General features: G+C 69.0%; 2 protein-coding genes. Both read left to right on the top strand.

From position 1 onward, the window contains the following. Positions 1-625: 625 nt before the first annotated feature. The gene (locus tag OID54_RS01815; RefSeq protein ID WP_329012864.1) at positions 626-8,437 is read left to right on the top strand and encodes a SpvB/TcaC N-terminal domain-containing protein; all 7,812 of its coding nucleotides are present in this window, start codon (positions 626-628) and stop codon (positions 8,435-8,437) included. A gap of 61 nt (positions 8,438-8,498) precedes the next feature. Beyond that, positions 8,499-18,494, top strand: a complete 9,996-nt coding sequence (locus tag OID54_RS01810) for a neuraminidase-like domain-containing protein (protein WP_329012861.1) — start codon at positions 8,499-8,501, stop codon at positions 18,492-18,494. Positions 18,495-18,665: the final 171 nt, after the last annotated feature.

The following is an 18,665-nucleotide window of genomic DNA, read 5'->3' as shown; positions in this document are numbered from 1 at the left end:
CCGCTCCCCATGCACAGAGCACCGTTGCCGCGAGGAGGCCCAGAGTTCTTCGCCCGCGGAATCGCGCGGGTTGCTGTGCTTTCACCATGGTCGCGATCAGTACCCCTGAGGAGGGGCTCGGCAGTGGCGCTTGCACTGGAGTCGTCGAGCGTCAGCCGCCTGCACCACGAACGTCCCCCGTACAGCCGCTCGCCCGACCGTCGTGACGGGGACATTGCCGTTGTCTCCCCTGGCCGGTGAGGCGAGGTCAGTTCTTCCACCCGACGCCGCAGAGCACCGCGACGTCGACGACGGGCGGCCCACCGAGGTCGGGTTGCCAGGGGAGGTGGGCACCACACCGGGATCCACCGCTCCGAGCCAAGGAGGCCGCTGATTTACGCGGTCGGTGTGTGCTCGCTCGGCCGGGGCGCCCGCGATGCGCGTACGAGGGACCACGGCGGGCCGGCGCGTACGGACCGGCGCATGCCAACGGCCGCACGCCCGGATGCGGCGCTCGCTGGATTTCGGCAGATCCGAATCACTCGTCCGAGCGATGGGATTCGGCCGGGGAGGCGGCCTATCGTTTTGTCGTCAAGAGCCGCTTCCGCAGTGCGTGTTGAACGTAGGGCCATGGAGGCGAAGTCCCATGCCGGACGCAGTAGTTCCGCCTGCCCCCTCCCGCCAATCCTCGCCCACCACAGCGCGTCAGGACGACACTGGCGTACAACCTCCCTCCGTCACCCTCCCCAAGGGGGGTGGAGCGATCCGTGGGATCGGCGAGAAGTTCGAGACCAACGCGGCCAACGGCACCGGGACGCTCTCGGTCCCCTTGGCCGCCAGCCCCGGCCGCTCGGGCTTCGGCCCCTCCCTGGCCCTGCGCTACGACTCCGGTTCGGGAAACGGTCCGTTCGGCTACGGCTGGCAGGTTTCGCTGCCCGCCATCACCCGCAAGACCGACAAGGGGTTGCCGCGCTACGGGGACGACCCCGAGGACGTCTTCCTGATCTCGGGAGCGGAGGATCTCGTTCCAGAGCCTGGCCCGTGTCGACGCGTGCGCACCCTCGGTGGGCACGCGTACCGGGTGCGCCGCTACCGGCCTCGTACCGAGGGGCTGTTCGCCCGCATCGAGCGATGGACGGACGCTGTCACCGGGGACACCCACTGGCGGTCCATCTCGGTCGGGAACGTGACCAGCCTCTACGGTCGGACGCCCGGCAGCCGCATCGCCGACCCTGCCGACCCCTTGCGCATCTTCACCTGGCTGATCTGCGATAGCTATGACTCCAGCGGCAATGCGATGGTGTACGAGTACAAGGCGGAGGACTCCCAAGGCGTCGACCTTGGGGCCGCACACGAGCGACATCGGACCCCTGCGGCCCGGTCGGCGAACCGATATCCGAAGCGGATCAGCTACGGCAACAGGACACCGCGTTGGACCGATCCGGATCTGACATGTGTCAGTTCCGACGAGCCGGTGAACGATCTCCGCTCGTCAGACACTGCCCGGAACGATCGGGCCGCCTCCGTTTCGGTGAACCCCCCGTGGACGGCGCCGCACCTCGACCCGCCCGACCGTTCTGACCACCCCAGCCGCGTCGTCCCCGAGACCGCCGCACCCGAGCCCGAGTGGATGTTCGAGCTCGTCTTCGACTACGGCGAGCATGATCCGACCCGTCCGCTCCCCGCCGAGACCGCCCGCTGGACTTGTCGGCTCGATCCGTTCTCGACGTACCGCGCGGGATTTGAGGTGCGGACCCATCGCCTCTGTCGACGCGCGCTGATGTTCCACCACTTCCCCGATGAGCCGGGCGTCGGTCGGGACTGCCTCGTTGGGTCCACGGACTTCGCCTACCGTGAGGACCCCACGGCCTCCACCATCGAATCGGTGACTCAGGCCGGATACCGCCGTCTGCCCAGCTCCGGTGGATATGTACGCAAACCGCTGCCCCCGCTGGAGTTCGGTTACACCGAGGCACGGATCGACCCCAAACTGCACGAGCTCCCCCCGGAGAGCCTGGAGAACCTGCCGACGGGACCCGACGGCCCCGGCTATCGATGGGTCGATCTCGACGGCGACGGTCTGGCGGGCATCCTGACCGAACAGGCAGGTGGCTGGTTCTACCGGCGCGCCCTGGGGGAGGGTCGGTACGAGCCCGTACGACAGGTCGCGCCCCGCCCCGCGCCGAGGCTCGACGGTGGAGCCCAACTCGTCGACCTCGCCGGTGACGGACAGCTCGATCTGGTCGAGTTCGAAGGCGGGGCACCCGGCTTCTACGAGCGCACCACCGACGCGGACTGGTTGCCGTTCCGCCCCTTCTCGACACTGCCCGGTCTGCAGTGGCGCGACCCGAACCTGAGGCTCGTGGACCTCACCGGCGACGGTCTCGCCGATGTACTGATCACCGAGGACGAAGTGATCAGCTGGTACCCCTCGCTCGCCGAGGACGGCTTCGGTCCCGCGCAGCGCGTCCGGCCGTCCCTGGACGAGGAGTCCGGGCCCCGACTCGTGCTCGCCGACCGGGAGCAGTCGATCCACCTCGCCGACATGTCCGGCGATGGATTGACCGATCTGGTACGCATTCGCAATGGCGAGGTCTGCTACTGGCCGAATCTGGGGTACGGCCGGTTCGGGCCGAAGACCGTGATGGGCGACGCTCCCTGGTTCGACGAGCCGGACCAGTTCGACCAGCGGCGCGTCCGGCTCGCGGACATCGACGGCACGGGCACGGTCGACATCCTCTATCTCCATCGCTCGGCCGTGCTGATCCACCGCAATCGCTCCGGGAACAGTTGGGCACCCGTGGCCGAATTGCCCGTTCCCTTTCCCCGTGCGGACACGTTGTCGCAGGTCGCCACGGTGGATCTGTTGGGCAACGGAACCGCCTGTCTGGTGTGGTCGTCACCGCTTCCCGGCGACAGCGGCCGGCATGTCCGCTATGTCTCTCTGATGGGCGGAGAGAAACCGCGTCTGCTCGTGCACATGTCCAACGGACTAGGCGCCGAGACCCGGGTCAGCTACGCGCGCTCGACCGTGTTCTCGCTCGCGGACCGGGCCGCAGGACGGCCCTGGCGCACCCGGCTGCCGTTCCCGGTGCACGTCGTCGAGCGGATCGAGACCGTGGACCGGATCAGTGGCAATCGGTTCACCTCCCGATACGCCTACCACGACGGTCACTTCGACGGCATCGAGCGCGAGTTCCACGGCTTCGGCATGGTCGAGCAGTGGGACACCGAGACCTTCGCCGCACTCGCCGCCACGCCCGCCACCAACCGCGACCCCGCCGCACATGTGCCGCCTGTGCTGACCAGGACCTGGTTCCACACGGGAGCGGCAGACGACGGACGGATCGCCCGACGGCCGGGCAACGAGCCCTTCCGGGAGGCGGACGGCGGCACGGTCGTGGGCCGAACACACCTCGCTGAATCGACACTCCCGGACACCCCGCTCACCCCGGACGAACGCCGCCAGGCCCATCGGGCGCTCCGTGGCGCCGTACTGCGCCACGAGGTGTACGCCCTCGACGGCACCGAGGCCGCGGCCCGCCCGTACACCGTCTCCGAGCACAACTACACCGTCCGGCTGCTGCAACACGCCGATCGCGACCCCGGGCTGTCGGGGGCCGAGGCGCCGCACGCGGTGTTCCTCGTCCACCCGAAGGAATCCATCACAGGGCACTACGAGCGCACCCTCGATCCGAGGATCGGCCATGAAGTGGTGCTGGAGGTCGATGACTTCGGCAATGTGCTGAGCTCGGCGTCCATCGCCTACGGGCGCGGCCGGCCCTGCCCGGACACCCCGTCCATCCCGGGCGACCGGGCGCCCCAGGAACGCCTCCATGTCGTCCACACCCGGCACCGCTACACCAACGCCGTCGACCTGCCCGATGCCTACCGCACCCCGGCGCTGTGCGAGACCCGCGTCTGGGAGGTGTGGGGACTGCGTCCCGAGGGCCGGTTGTTCAGCCCAGCCGAGTTGGACGCGCAGCTGAAGTCGACCACCCGGGAGGTGCCCAACGAGCGGTGGGACGAGGCACCGATGGCCCCCACGCGCAGGTTGCTCGCCCACACCCGGACCCGATTCCGCCGTGACGATCTCACCGGTCCGCTGCCCCTGGGCTCGCTGGAGCCGAAAGCCCTGCCGGATCTGAGCCACCGACTGGCCCTCACTCCCAGTCTGGTGACGGCACTCTACGGCGACCGGGTGGACGACGCGCTGCTGTCCGGCCCCGCCGGCTATGTACGGCAGGACGATCACGACGGCTGGTGGATCCCCTCCGGCCGAGCCTTCTACTCCCCTTCCCCGGCTGACGACGAACTGGCCCACGCACAAAGCCACTTCTTTCTCCCGCACCGCTTCCTGGATCCGTTCGGGGCGCTCACCGAGGTGAGCTATGACCCGTACGACCTGCTCACCCGGCAGGTATGCGACCCGGTGGGCAATTTGGTCACCGTCGGGGAGCGGGATGCGGACGGGCGGGTGAGCGGCAACGGGAACGACTACCGGGTCCTGTCCCCAAGACTGGTGACGGACGCCAACGGCAACCGGGCGGAGGTGCTGTTCGACGCCCTCGGCCTGGTGGTGGCGACCGCCGTGACGGGCAAGTCGGGCGAAGCCCGCGGCGACACCCTCGACGGAATCGACCCTGACCCCGATGACGCGCTCGTAGCCGACTACTTCAAGGCCCCCCTCACCGATCCCCATCGGCATCTCGGCGGTGCGACCACACGCGTTCTCTACGATCTCTTCGCCTATGCCCGCACCCGTCGGCAGGAGCGGCCGGCCTGCCCCGCACTGTCCACCCTCACCCGGGAGGTCCATGCGCACGAGCTTGCTGAGGGTGAGCAGTCGCCCGTGCAGCAGAGCTTCTCCTACTCGGACGGATTCGGTCGGGAGATCCAGCAGAAGGCCCAGGCCGAGCCGGGCCCGCTGACCGAGGGCGGACCTGTGGTGGCGGGCCGTTGGGTCGGCACCGGGTGGACCGTCTTCAACAACAAGGGCAAGCCGGTCCGCATCTACGAGCCCTTCTTCTCGGTCACCCACTCCTTTGAGTTCGCGGTCGCCGTGGGCGTGAGCCCGGTGCTCTTCTATGACCCTGTCGAGCGCGTGGTGGCCACCCTCCACCCTGATGACACCTGGGAGAAGGTCACTTTCGACCCCTGGCACCAGGAGACCTGGGACCTCAATGACACGGTGCTGGCCGACCCCCGGGAGGACCCAGACGTCGGCGGCTATCTACGGCGCTATCTGTCGGGCCGCGACGAGTGGCGGAGTTGGTACGGGCGTCGCATCGACGGAAGCCTCGGCGCGGCCGAGCGATCCGCCGCCGAGAAGACCGCCGTCCACGCGGCCACCCCCGCGACGCAGTGGTTGGACAGCCTCGGCCGGCCCTTCCTCAGCCAGGCGCACAACCGATTCCGGGACGGGGACACCACTCGGGAGGAGCGCTACACCACCCGACACCACCTGGATATCGAAGGCCGTGAGCGCCGGATCGTCGACCCGCTGGGCCGAACCCTCGTGCGGCAGGACTTTGACCTCGTGTCCGGCAAGGCATTGGTCGACAGTGCGGACGCCGGCGTGACGGTCGCCCTCCAGGACTGCGGCGGGACGACCATGCTGTCGTGGGACGGCCGTGGGCACACCACCCGACTGACGTACGACGCGCTGCGACGCCCTGTCGGCGTCCATGTGCGCCAGGACAGCGGACCGGAGCTCTTGGTGGAGCGGACCGTTTACGGTGAGTCCCATCCCGATGCGGAAGCTCTCAATCTGCGTACGCGCTACCACCAGCACTACGACGGCGCCGGTGTCGTCACCGCCGAGCGCCACGACTTCAAGGGCAACGTCCTGCGCACCAGCCGGCTGTTGGCCACTGAGTACCGCGAAACCGTCGACTGGGCACCCCTGGACCCGCTGAGCGACGCCGAGATCATCGACCACGTGCCCTACGGGCTGCTGGAGCCGGACGAGTTCGTCCTGACGACGACCTACGACGCACTGAACCGACCGATCACGATCGTCTCACCCGACCGCAGCGTCCTCCGCCCCGGCTACAACAGCGCGGGACTACTGGAACGCGTCGACGTCCGACTCCGTGAAGCCGACCCGCAGTGGACGCCCTTCGTCACCGGCATCGACTACGACGCCCGAGCCCGCCGCACACTGATCCACTACGGCAACGCGGTCCGGAGTGAGTACACCTACGACCCGATGTCCCACCGTCTGAGCCGACTGCGCACCGTCGGGCGGGCGAGTGTCCTCCAGGACCTCAGCTACGTCTACGACCCCTCGGGCAATGTCGTCCATGTCCGCGACGATGCGCAGCAGACCCTCTACTTCGACAACACGGTGGTCGAACCGCACACCGATCACACCTTTGACGCCCTCTACCGGTTGGTCGTCGCATCGGGCCGAGAACACATCGGCAGCCTCCCGACCCCGCAGCCCACCTGGAACGACGAAGCCCGCCGTCATCTGACGCACCCGCATGACGGAACCGCCATGCGGACCTACACCGAGCGGTACTCCTACGACGCGGTCGGCAACATCCTTGCCCTCGTCCATCGGGCGGCCCGTGGCGACTGGACCCGAAACTTCCACTACCGCGAGCCGAGCAGTCTGGAACCGGACCGGTACGGCAATCGGCTGACCGACACCCGGGTGGGAGCCGGCCCCGTGGAGCCGTACACCTACGACGCCCACGGCAACACCCTCTCCATGCCGCACCTGGCCGCGATGGGCTGGGACCACAGGGACCGCCTCCAGCGCGTGGACCGCGGTGGCGGCGGCATCGTGCACTACGTCTACGACACCAACGGTCAGCGGGTTCGGAAGGTGGCCGACCGGCACAACGGCACCCGGCAGTACGAGCGGATCTACATCGGCGGCTTCGAGGCGTACCGCGAGTACCGGGGCGACGGCAAGACCATTGCGTTGGAGCGCACGACGCTGCACATCATGGATGACGCTCGCCGTGTCGCACGGGTCGAGAACCGGACGCGGGGCGACGACGGTTCGCCGGAGCACCTGATTCGGTATCAGTTCGACAATCTGCTGGGCACGGTCTGCCTGGAGACCGATGACCAGGGCGTTCCCACCTCCTACGAGGAGTACCACCCCTTCGGTACGACGTCCTACCAGGCGGTGCGATTCACCGGGGAGCCCTTGAAGCGCTACCGGTTCACCGGCAAGGAACGCGATGAGGAGACGGGGCTCTACTACCACGGCGCCCGCTACTACGCTCCCTGGTTGGGCCGTTGGAGCAGTGTCGACCCTGCGGGGTTGCTCGACGGCCCCGCGCCCTACACCTATGTCAGAAACAACCCGGTGACCCTCTCCGATCCCACCGGGCACCTCAGCGTCGGTCAGTGGGCAGGCATCGGTGCCGCCGTCCTCGTAGGGACCGTGTTCACCATCGCCACCGCGGGGCTTGCGGGCCCCGTAGTAGGCGCAACGGCCGCGGCCGTGATCGGCGGCATCATCGGCGGCGCGGCCGGTGGAGTCGCAGGGGAGCTGATGGAAGCACATGTCGACGGCAGATCCACCAGCTTGGGGCAGGTGGGCAAAGCCGCGGCGATCGGTGGTATCGCCGGTGGGGTTCTCGCGGGCGCGGGGGTCGGGGTCTCGGCGGCTCTGGGCACCACGGCGGGCAAGGCGGTGGTCAGCAGGGTCGCCTCCTCCGCGATCGGTCAGGGTGCCGGCGGGATCGCCAAACGCATCGGCCAGTCAGTGGTGGGACGCGGCGCCTCCCAAGCGAATGCAGCGATCAAGCGTTGGCCCGAGCGTTGGGGACAGCGGATCGCGGACCGCGTTGGCACCGGTCCGAGGGTCCAGGCCGCACGGACCGCTCAACTCGCCCAACAACGTGCGGCTTCGACCACCCGAAACGCCCAGTCGGCGGAGGGCGTCACCCGGGAGATCGCCTCGGCCTCGGGAGAGGAGACGTTCAACCACTCGGTCGGATGGCGGGGCGGATCGGATCAGTCGAAGGGGTTCACCGGTGCATTGGTGGAGTCCCAGGGCGGTTTGCAACTGTCCACCGACGGACTGCGCGCGCAGTGGGGCGAGGGAGCGTATGCCTTCGGGGGCCCGCTGGAGTCGGGACAGACGGGATCGGCCTTCCAGTTCAACGTCGCGCCCCAGACCGCCATCGAAACGGTGACCATCCCGAACCGACCGTCGATCGTGCGTCTCGTTCCCCCACCGGGATCACATATGGTCCCCATCCGCATCACCGGTAGCAACTTCGCCCCGGGTGTACTGGAAGAAGGCCGTCAGGCCGCCGCGCAGCCCATCTGGTTCCGGCCTCCTGTTCCCTTCGGGTACCCCCGCCCGAGCGCCTCGGACGTGTCCGGCCTGACGGGCGGCCTCGGCCAGTTCGGCGGCGTCCTCGTCGCGCCCATCGCCCCCCAGGACGACCAGAGCCCCACCGTCCCCTCCGTGGGCGTGCGGTTCTAGGGCGCCTCCTGCTGAATTCCCGCACCGGGAAACACTTCCCATCGGACCGAAAGGCGCACTCATGGCGTCGCTCATCGTGATCCGCATCCACCCGGTCGAGCCGGTCGACGGGCCCGCGTTCGCCGGGTACCTCAACGGACTCACCATCAAGGCGTGGGACCTCAGCACCAACAGCCCGCTGGAGGGCGTCGAGGTGGGCACTGCCGCCTATCGTGCGCCCGAGAACCCCGCCCTCCCCTGGATCCCGCACCCACGGACCACCATCGTCCAGCACTTCTCGCCGGTCATCGCCGGACAGCCACCGATCCTCCCGCAACCGCTTTCCGTGGCGACCGCGGTGATCAAAGTGCCCGACCCACCCGATCACCCCGAGCATCTGACCAGAGACCTCAGGCTCGAGATCAGCCGCGCGGGCAAACGGATCGTGCACCGCCAGATCTATGTCAACGTTCCCGAAGCCAACCACGCCTGGCCGATGCACCCGGCCGACATGCCCGGCCTCGGCCCGAGCCTCTTCCTCGCCCTGCCCGCCGCCTCTCTCGACAGCCAGAACCCACTGGAACTTCCCGCGAACGGCACCCCGCCCCGATTCGCGGATCTGCGCACCGCCGTACTCGACGTCCTCGGGAACGACCCCGGCGACCCCGGCATCCTCGGCGCCCTCACCCCGCAGCAGGCCCGGCACATCGCCTACGAGATCGTCTGGAACCGCACCCTGCGCCCGCTACCGCTGCCCGACCCGTACACCACGAACGGCAAGCGGTCGCTGGAGGCGATGTACACCGGCAGAAAACGCGATGACGACGAGAGCGAACAGGCCAGACGCCGCTTCGAGGGGGAGCAACAGGCGTACTACGCCAAGGGCAACGCCGAGGCCGAGCGGCTCTCCGGTTTCGTCTACGCGCTCAGCACCGCCGTCGCCGCCGAAGCGGACAGTCGGGGGGCCGAACGCGCCGGACTCGACTTCCCCGTACTGCTGGGGCCACCGTCACCCGATGTGCCCACCGGGGCCCGGTACCGAGAGGCCAAGGTCATCCTCACCGGGCTGGACACCCTGCCCGAGCCGCGGTTCGGCGTGCCCGCCGCCTACTTCTACGTCGTGTCCGCCACCATGCCGACCTCGGTCACCGCAGCCAAGCGCTATGAACTCGCGCTGCTCGCCGAACCCGGACAGACCAAGGACACTCTGCGCGCGGCCGTCGCCCTCGGCGTACTGGAAGAAGAGGCCGACCAGGACGGCGTAGGATTCGCCGCCCCCCTCACCGGCAGCCCGCTCGCCAATATCTCCCAGGCAGCGCGCAGACTCCGTGCCCTGGGTGCGGCGACCGGCCCGGCCGCGACCCTCCCGGTCAGCTCCGTACGATCACTCGTCGAGAGCTGGCTCGCAGTCAAGGAGGAGTCGACCGACGGGTTCTGGGCCGCCCCCACCAGCCCCGTCGCATGGGCCGCACCGCATCTCGAACTGGTGCTCACCGCCCTCACTGCCGGTCATGGTCCGTTGATCGCCGCGATCAAGGCGTTCCCCGTCTCCTCAGCGGCGCAGCTCGCCGAGCGGACCCCTGCCGAGTGGCGGGACAGGTTCGGCCGGCCGGTCGATGTCCTGCTGCTGCCCCCGTTCATCACGGGCGGCAGTCCCGACGACCGGGTCAACGCCTTCATCCGGCACGTGGCGAAGTTCTTCACCCTCCGCTCGGAGCCCGGGGACCGCGAGGATCCCATCCCGGGCGCCCCCAGCCGCTTCCGTGAGCTCACCGACGACCCCCTCACCCGGTTCGTCGGCTTCTACGACGTCAGCGGACCCGACCCGTTCGTCTTCGGCACGGACCGGGACCGGGACCGGATGCGGGTCGCCGTCGCCGATGTCTTCCCCGGCGACCGCGCGGCGCGGGCCTGGCTGGAACAACTGATCCGAACGGTCGACGAACTGGTCCTGCTGGCAGGAGCCGTCGACGATGAGGACCTGCGCTTCTCCCTGATGGAGGCGCTCTTCGCCCGGGGCTTCACCAGCCGCGACCAGGTGCGCCGGACATCAGCCGAGGACTTCACCCGGGCACTCACCGGGACGGTGGCGTACGACCTGGCCCACGTCATCCACGAAGCGGCGGGGGATGCCGACCCGAACGGCCGGGACGGCGGCTTCGTACCCGTCAACCCCGACGGGAGCCTGGTGGACTGCGTCCCTCCGGACCACCTCTCGCCGCTCGGTCCGGTCGCCTACCTCCATGAGCTGCTGCGCCTCAGCTCCCGCTCCACCTGCGAGGATCCCACCCCGGGCGGAGACTTCAGCACCCTCGGAGATCTGGTCGCCGCCCGTCGCGGACCTCTCGGCGAGCTACGGGCGAGCGAAGCGAACCTGGGAACTCCGCTTCCGCTGATCGATCTCGTCAACGAATGTCTGGAGGCAGCCGCAGGCAGCCCCGGCGAGCCCGTCGGCGCCGTCCACGACACCAGCGAAACCGAGGTCGCCGGACACCGGCTGAACGATCCGCACGACCCGGCCACCCTGTTCGCCGCGGTGCCCGAACACTCCACCCCCGCCACGCCGGTCGCCAGGCCGGAGGCGTACGAGGTCCTGCGCCGGGACTTCAGTGCCCCCGTCCTGCCGTACTCCCAGGCACTGGACGTCAACCGCACCTATCTGCGCCAGCTGCGCACCAGCCGGTACGACACCCTGCGCCGCTTCCGGCGTGACATCACCGAGCACGTCCTCGACCCTGCCGCCGAACCGGTGGGCTTCCAACGCCATCTGTGGCGCTACCCGGTCCGGGGCGACCTCGCCCCCGAGTACCTCGGCATCACACCCGAGGAAGCCACACTGCTCTACCGCGCGGAGATCGGTACGGATCCTCCGGGCGGGGCCCCCGAGCCGTGGGAGCTCTACGGCTTCCCCACGCAGACCACGGGGGAGCGGCACTGGACCGAGACCGCCGTACGCCTCGATGAGTTCCTGGCGCGCACCGGCCTGACGTACTGCGAGTTCCTCGACCTCTGGCGCTCCCGGTTCGTGATCTTCCACAACGATCCGGGAGGTGAACGCGATCGGGAGGGACACGGCTCCCGCTTCCCGGACTGCGAACCGTGTCACCTCGACGACTATCGCCTTCGCTTCACCGACCCCCCGGACACGGCCGCCGGCCTCGCCCGGCTCGCCGTCTTCATCCGGCTCCGGCGCAGCCTGAGCGCGCTGCCGGGCGGCGGCTACGGCTTCGACCGGCTCCGCGACATCTGTGAGGTGCTCGGGCTGTACCGCCCGGACGGCTCGGTCAACCCCGACTTCCTGCGCCAACTCGCCGCCTTCCAGATCCTGCGCGACGACTTTGACCTCGCCCTTTCCGCACCTGGCTGGGACGACGACGAAGACGGCAGTTCCGGCTCGCGGCGTACCCCTCTCCTCGCGCTCTGGGAAGGGCCCGAGGCAACCCACTGGGACTGGGCTGTCGATGAACTCCTCGACCAGATCCAGCAGCACGCCCGTGCCCGGCACGGCTGCGGCCACCGTCCGCCCGAGTTCCGCAAACTCCTCGCCGAGAACCTTGACACCCTCGCCCGACTCGCCGGCTTCGGCCCCACCCCATCGGGCGAGGGGAGTCCCGATGACTCCTGGCGTGCCCGCCCCACGCACACCCTGCGGTTCGCGGAAGTCCTCGGAAAGATCTACGCCTCCGACTTCGGCATCGGCGAGATCCTGTTCCTGTTCACCGCCGATGATCACCTCGGCGGCGATGACCCGTTCCCCCTCCAGCCGCAGAACGAGGCACTCGACTCCCCGCTCGGACTTCCGGACGACGAGACCGGCTTCTCGCTGTGGAGCCTGCGCGACACACTCCTCGCCGTGGAGGTGACGGGCGAAGAATCCTCCGCGTGGACCTGGCCCCGCATCGTCCACTCGCTGCGCGACGACTTCGGGTTCGCGCCCCCGGTCGGCGGGTTGGACCCGTTGCTGGTGCTCGGGCAGCACCTCTTCCCCACCGTGCTGACGGCAGCCGGGTATCAGGTCTCCGACGTGTCCCGCCAGTACCGCACCCCACTGCCGTTGAACGAAACCTCGCCGGCGATGTGGAACACCCCGCTCGACGGCCCCTTCCGCTACGACACCGCCACGGAACAGCTGTGGACACGGATCCCGCTGACCGATCAGGCGGTGATCGCCAAACTCAGCCGCATCCGACAGCTGAAGCCCGGCGAACAGACCGCCGTCCAAGAGCTGTACTTCCGGCCCCGAGCCGACCTCACCCCCTTCGCCCTCGTCTTCGGCAACCCGGCCGAGGCCGAGGAACGACTTCTCCAGGAAGAGGACGAGGAGCGCCGCTGGGCCTGGTTCCAGGCCGAGTTCGCCCGGTTCCACGCTCGCTGTGCGGCCATCGCGGACCATCTGAGCCGCCATGTCCGCGCCCGCACCGGCTCCGGTCACACCGTCGGACGCACCGGGGACGGCAGCGGCGAAGGCGACGGCCTCGCGTGGACCCTGTTGCGCCAACTGTTCGCCGATGAGAACCGGGCCGTGGGCCCCTGGGAGTCGGACTCCGGGGCACCGCCAGCTGTCACCTGGCCCGATCGGCCGTCGGGCGGTGCATTCGCAGCCCTCCTCGGACTCACCGGCACCGGTCTCCTGGGCGAGCTCACCCCGGACTGCGCATCCTTGATCTGGCGCGAGACCAGGGGACCCCTGTCCGCTTTCACCTCGCCCCACGATGCCGCGAACGCCGCCCATGTGCAGATTCCCACCGTGCTCCCCTCCCTCGGGCTCACCCTGACCGAGGGGCAGGAGCGCTTCGTCCGGGTCCGCAACGGCTTCGCCCTCGCCAACCCGGACGGACGGCCGCTCGGTGGCGCTCAGGGCTACACCGCCCGGTGGACCGGACAACTCCTGGTCGACGCGGAGGGCCCGTACGACTTCCTCGCCGGGGCGCCCACCCCGCAGGGGCAGCCACCTGACGCACGGGCCGCACAGGGCAAGCGCTGGCGGGTGACCCTGCGGCGAGGCCAGCGCAGTTGGGTCCTCCTCAGCCATCGCTGGCCAGACGAGACCGCACCCGCCCACTGTTCAGGACCGCTGAACCTGCGCAGAGGCGTCCACCAACTCACCGTGGAACTGATCCAGCCGGCTCCGGAGTTTGACAGCCCCGACGACGTCTGCCCGATCGTCGGCGGCTTCGAAATCAAGTACGCGGGACCCGACAGCGCGGGGCAGCCGGTGACGATCCCGTACGAGCGACTCTTCCGCGACCGCAAGGACCAGCCCCTCAGCGATGGACTGCGGGCCCGGGGAGCGGCGGGCGATCTGCTGCGGCTACGGTTCACCAGCACTCTGCGCGATGTTCGGCGCACCTATCAGCGTGCCTTCAAGGCACTGCTGTTCGCCCAACGCTTCGGGCTCCGTGACGACCCGGTGGCCGACGACGGACAGTCCGAGATCGGCTATCTGCTCGCCCATCCCGTCGAGTTCAGCGGACGGTCCTCCTACCGCCGCGGCGCAGGCTTTGCCATCCACCAAGCACACTTCGACGTCAACCTCCTGCCGGTGAAGGACAACTACCATCCGCCGACGCCGGGCCAGGACCGCAGGGCCAGGCCGACCCCCCGCCGTCAACAGGCGCTGTTCGACTGGTGGGAACGGATCTTCGACTACACCGCCGTACGCCGGGCCACCCGACGGGCGCCCGAAGACCCGCTGTGGCTGCTCTTCCACGAAGCAGCCGAGAACCACCCCGACGACCCCGCCCATCTGCTGCGGCACATGGGCGTCGATCTCCTGCACACCCGGCTCGTCCTGCGCTTCCACGACGGCCATGCGGTCACCGGCCTCGACCTACTGGACGAACGCTGGACGGTACGCGTCTTCCACGCCGATCGATGGGTGCGCGCCGTGCGCCGGAACTTCCTCGTCGACGACATCCGGACGGCCCGCCCTGACCTATGGGCAGCAGTCGATCCAGGAGGGACGGCCGCAGGGGAGAGCGAGAGCGGCAACCGGAATCTCACCCGGTTCGTCCGGGACGGTTGCATTGAGAACGGGGAGCCCCTGCGGCACGCCGATGTCCAACACCTCAACGACGGGCTGCGCGAACGCGCCAGAACCGCACTCGCCTCCCATCTGTGCACGATGGATCGGGTGCGAGCCCCGGACGGCACCACCGTCGCCGAACCCGGCAGGCTCGCCGAGGTACTGCTGATCGACGTCTCCACCGGGTTGTGTCGACGTGCATCCCGTATCGAGGAGGCCATCGGCGCCGTACAACTCTTCGTCCGCCGAGCCCTCCTGGGGCTGGAACCGAGGTTCACGGCGACCCCGGCCTTTCGACGGCTGTGGGAGCGGAGTTTCGCGAACTTCGCACTCTGGGCCGCATACACCGGTCGACAGGTCCACCGGGAGAACTGGATCGACTGGGACGAGTTCGAGCACGCACACCGTAGTGAGGCATTCCGTTTCCTGACGGACGAGCTACGCCGGTCCGCTCTCACCGTCGCCGTCCCCGGTGGCCTGGAGCACTGGCCGGGCCCGCGCCCGCCCGGTCATCCGGGGCTGACCCCGCTCCAAGCCGGTGAACCCGCGGGCATCGCGTCCATCAGCCCCGCCCGCGAGGGATACGACCTCCTCGGCACCCCCGAGCGGCACGCCACACCCTCATGGCTCTCCGCACGGGCGCTGCCTTCCTCACCCCACACCGTCGAGTCCCGTACGGACCAACCCCGCACGGACCAGTCCCGCACCGTCGAGTCCCGCACCGACCAGGACGAAGGGCTTTCCACCGGGACCCTCGCCTTCCCGCTCTGGATCGAGGCCGCGATCCGCCTCGGCACCCGCTTCGTCCGGGTCGCCGCAGCAGCCGAACCCCCCGCTTCCACCCGCTTCACACCCCGTGCGGACGGTGATCCCGACGCCTTCGATGTCATGGACGCCGCCCGCTGCGCCTGCGACTGCGGCAGTCCGCATCCGCCGGTCATCGACGAGTACTACTTCTGGACCGTCGACGCCCGACAGCACGAGGAACAGGACCAGCAGGCCGATTGGGACTGGCACACCGCGTCCGCCGTGCCACGACTGTTGCACTGGGACGCCGAACGCACGGTGTGGCTCGCCTGGTGCCGAGTGCACAACGGGCAGTTCACCCAGCCGCGCCGATCCGCCGAAGCGATTCGGGTCGCGGACGGCGGCGGCGACCTGGAGTTCCTCGGCCGGACCGCGGACTCGCTGCTGTTCCGCATCGTCTCCGGCGTCGCCCCACCGCACCACCCGCTGGCCCAGACCGGCTTCCGCTACGACCTGCCGACCGACGAAGCCTTCGCCCTGCCACTCGTCGTCGACCCGGTCGGACCACCTGACCCGGACGACGGCTACCCGGGAGCCCTTCCCGCGTACCCCTACTTCGGCTACCACCGGCCGGGCGCACCGCCCGTCCCCTCATCCCCGTACGCCATTGCCGTAGCCACTGCGGGCGTGCTGCGCACCCACTGCCGGTACGAGGCCGCGCTCGCCTGGTACGACCTGGCCTTCTCGCCGCTGTCATCCGACGCCCGCTGGTGGGGCGAGCCGGAACCCGAGGGGACCGCCCGGCGCGCCCGACGGCGTTCGATCACCCTTCACTACACGGAGACCCTGCTCCAGTGGGGCGACGCCGAACTCGCCCGCAACACCCCCGAATCCTTCGAGCACGCACGACTGATCTTCGACACCGCCGCCCGGCTGCTCGGCCGTCGGCCACGCACCCTGCCGGCGCGATCACCCGCGCGGACCCCGACCGTCGACAGGTTCATCCCGCTCGCCGCGCCGATCAACCCCCGCCTGCTCGCCCTCTACGATCGGGGCGCCGACCGGCTGGCACTGATCGAGTCCTGTCTGAATGCCGCCCGGCTCCACAATGGCGACCCCGAGCGGGACATGCCGTACTGGGGGACGGGCCATCCGCAGGACGGACGGCCCTGCCCGGACGTCATCGACCGTTGCGCACCCCACAGTCCGTATCGCTTCGTCTTCCTCGTACAGAAGGCCGTCGAACTCGCCGGAGAGGTAAGGGCCCTGGGCGCCGCACTGCTCGCCGCCCATGAGAAGGGCGATGCGGAGTACCTCGTGTCACTGCGCGCCACCCAGGAAACCCAACTGCTGAGCCTGGCGACACAGGTCCGCCAGAACCAGTGGCGCGAAGCCGACTGGCAGGTGCAAGCCCTGCGCAAGACCAAGGAGATCACCCAGACACGACGGAACTACTACGCCTTGCTCATCCAGAACGGGCTGATCAGCAAGGAGATCGAACACGAGAACCTGACCGGTACCGGGATGGCCCTGCGCACGGCGAGCAATGTGACCGAGGGCATCGCCCAGGTCATGAGTCTGATCCCGGACATGTTCGTCGGGTTCCCGTGCAACCAGATCCAACCCCCGGTCGGATCCAAGCTCGGCGGGGTGTTCTCCGCAGCGGCCCGGATCACCAACGGGCTTGCCGACATCGCGAGCACCACGGCAGGACTCCGGCTGACGCAGTCGGGCTGGGAGCGCAGGGAGGAGGAGTGGCGTCACCAGGTCGAGGTCCTCGACATTGAACTCGAACAGGTCGAGCGGCAGATCCTGTCCGGCGAACGTCGCCGGGACATCGCCCTGCATGAACTCAACAGCCATCAAAGGCAGTTGGAACACTCGGCGGAGGTGCGGGACTATCTGAGGTCCAAGTTCACCAGCCATGAGCTCTATCTCCACCTGCAACAGGAGACCGCTGCCCTCCACCACCGGATGTCAGAACTCGCCTTCCAGGTGGCCCAGCAGGCCCAACGAGCCTTCAACGTCGAACATGGCCACACCGCACGCGACTTCCTGCCCAGGGAACGGACCGCTGAGCTGCGGGAGAGCCTGCTCGTGGGGGAGCGGCTGCAACTCGCGCTGCGCCGGATGGAACACGCGTATCTGGACGCGAACCAGCGCGAGTACGAACTCACCAAGCACTTCTCGCTCCGCCGCGACTTTCCGTTGCAGTTCCTGCTGCTCCAGGCAACGGGCAGTTGTGAGATCGAGCTGGACGAGTGGATGTTCGACCAGGACCACGGACACTATCTACGACGCATCAAGAGCGTTGCCCTCACGATCCCCTGTGTCGTCGGACCGTATGCGGGGGTGCACTGCCGTCTGACCCTGCTCAGCAGCCGCACGCGGATCAGTCCTGCACTGACCGCACCCGCGACGGGGTGCTGCCCCGGCGGTGAGCCGAACAACGGGTACCCGGCGTTGCCGGACGATCCGCGCATCGTCAATGAGTACGTGGCCACGGAAGCGATCGCCACCTCGACCGGTCAGAACGACACGGGCATGTTCGAGTTGAACTTCAGGGACGAGCGAAGGCTGCCGTTCGAGTTCCGGGGAGCGTTGAGCCGATGGCGGATCGACATGCGGCCCGAGAACAACCGGTTCGACCTCGACACGGTGTCCGATGTGGTGCTGCATCTGAACTACACGGCGAGGGAGGGTGGGGACGTGCTGCGCAGCGCCGCGGAGGAGAGTTCCCGACGCCGGTTGCCGGGGTCGGGGGTGCGGTACTTCGATGTGCGTTACGACATGACGGCGGCCTGGCAGGACTTCCGGTCCGGTCGCCGTGGTGAGCACCACCAGTGGTCCGGTCCCGCCGGTGCTGACGGCGGCCCGGGTGATCATCAGGGGCCTGACGACCGGCACGGGCCCGGCGATCGGCACGGTCCGGTCGGGCGGGAGTTGGCCCTACGGCTGGGGCGGAGCATGTTTCCGTTCCTGCCAGGCGGTCGCGATGTACGGCTCACCAGCGTGGAGATCTTCTTCGAGACCGTCGGAGCTACCAACCCCGCAGAGCACCATCTCCTGCACTTCAGGGCGGCCTCGGACCACGGGCGTTCGTCCACTGACCGGTGCCCTCCGACGGAGGTGCGTTGTGTGGCGTCCGTCGACCGACCCGGCCTCTTCCACGGTGTGCTTCGGGACCCCGCCCTCGGCCGGCACCTCTCCCGTGCACAAGAGCGCCACTTGGGCTCCTTCACCTTCCCGGACCGGCTGCCGGAGGTGACGCGCATCCTTCTGCTCTGCGGCTACGAGGTCTGCTGAGGCAGGGCGAAGGTGTGGTGGGAGCGGTGAGCAGTCGGCCCGCGGGGGAGCGATCGCCTCGGTGGGCCGACTGTTCCGGGTTCGGCCTTGCTCGCATGGCCAAGATCCGCGCTGGACGACGTGGAGCCTCACGCCCACCGTGCCGCCGACCCTGTCATGGGGCGGCCGACG

This window comes from Streptomyces sp. NBC_00690, assembly GCF_036226685.1.
GTDB lineage: Bacteria > Actinomycetota > Actinomycetes > Streptomycetales > Streptomycetaceae > Streptomyces.
Note: the sequence above shows the minus strand (reverse complement) of the source record. Positions and strands in the feature narration are given on the sequence as shown.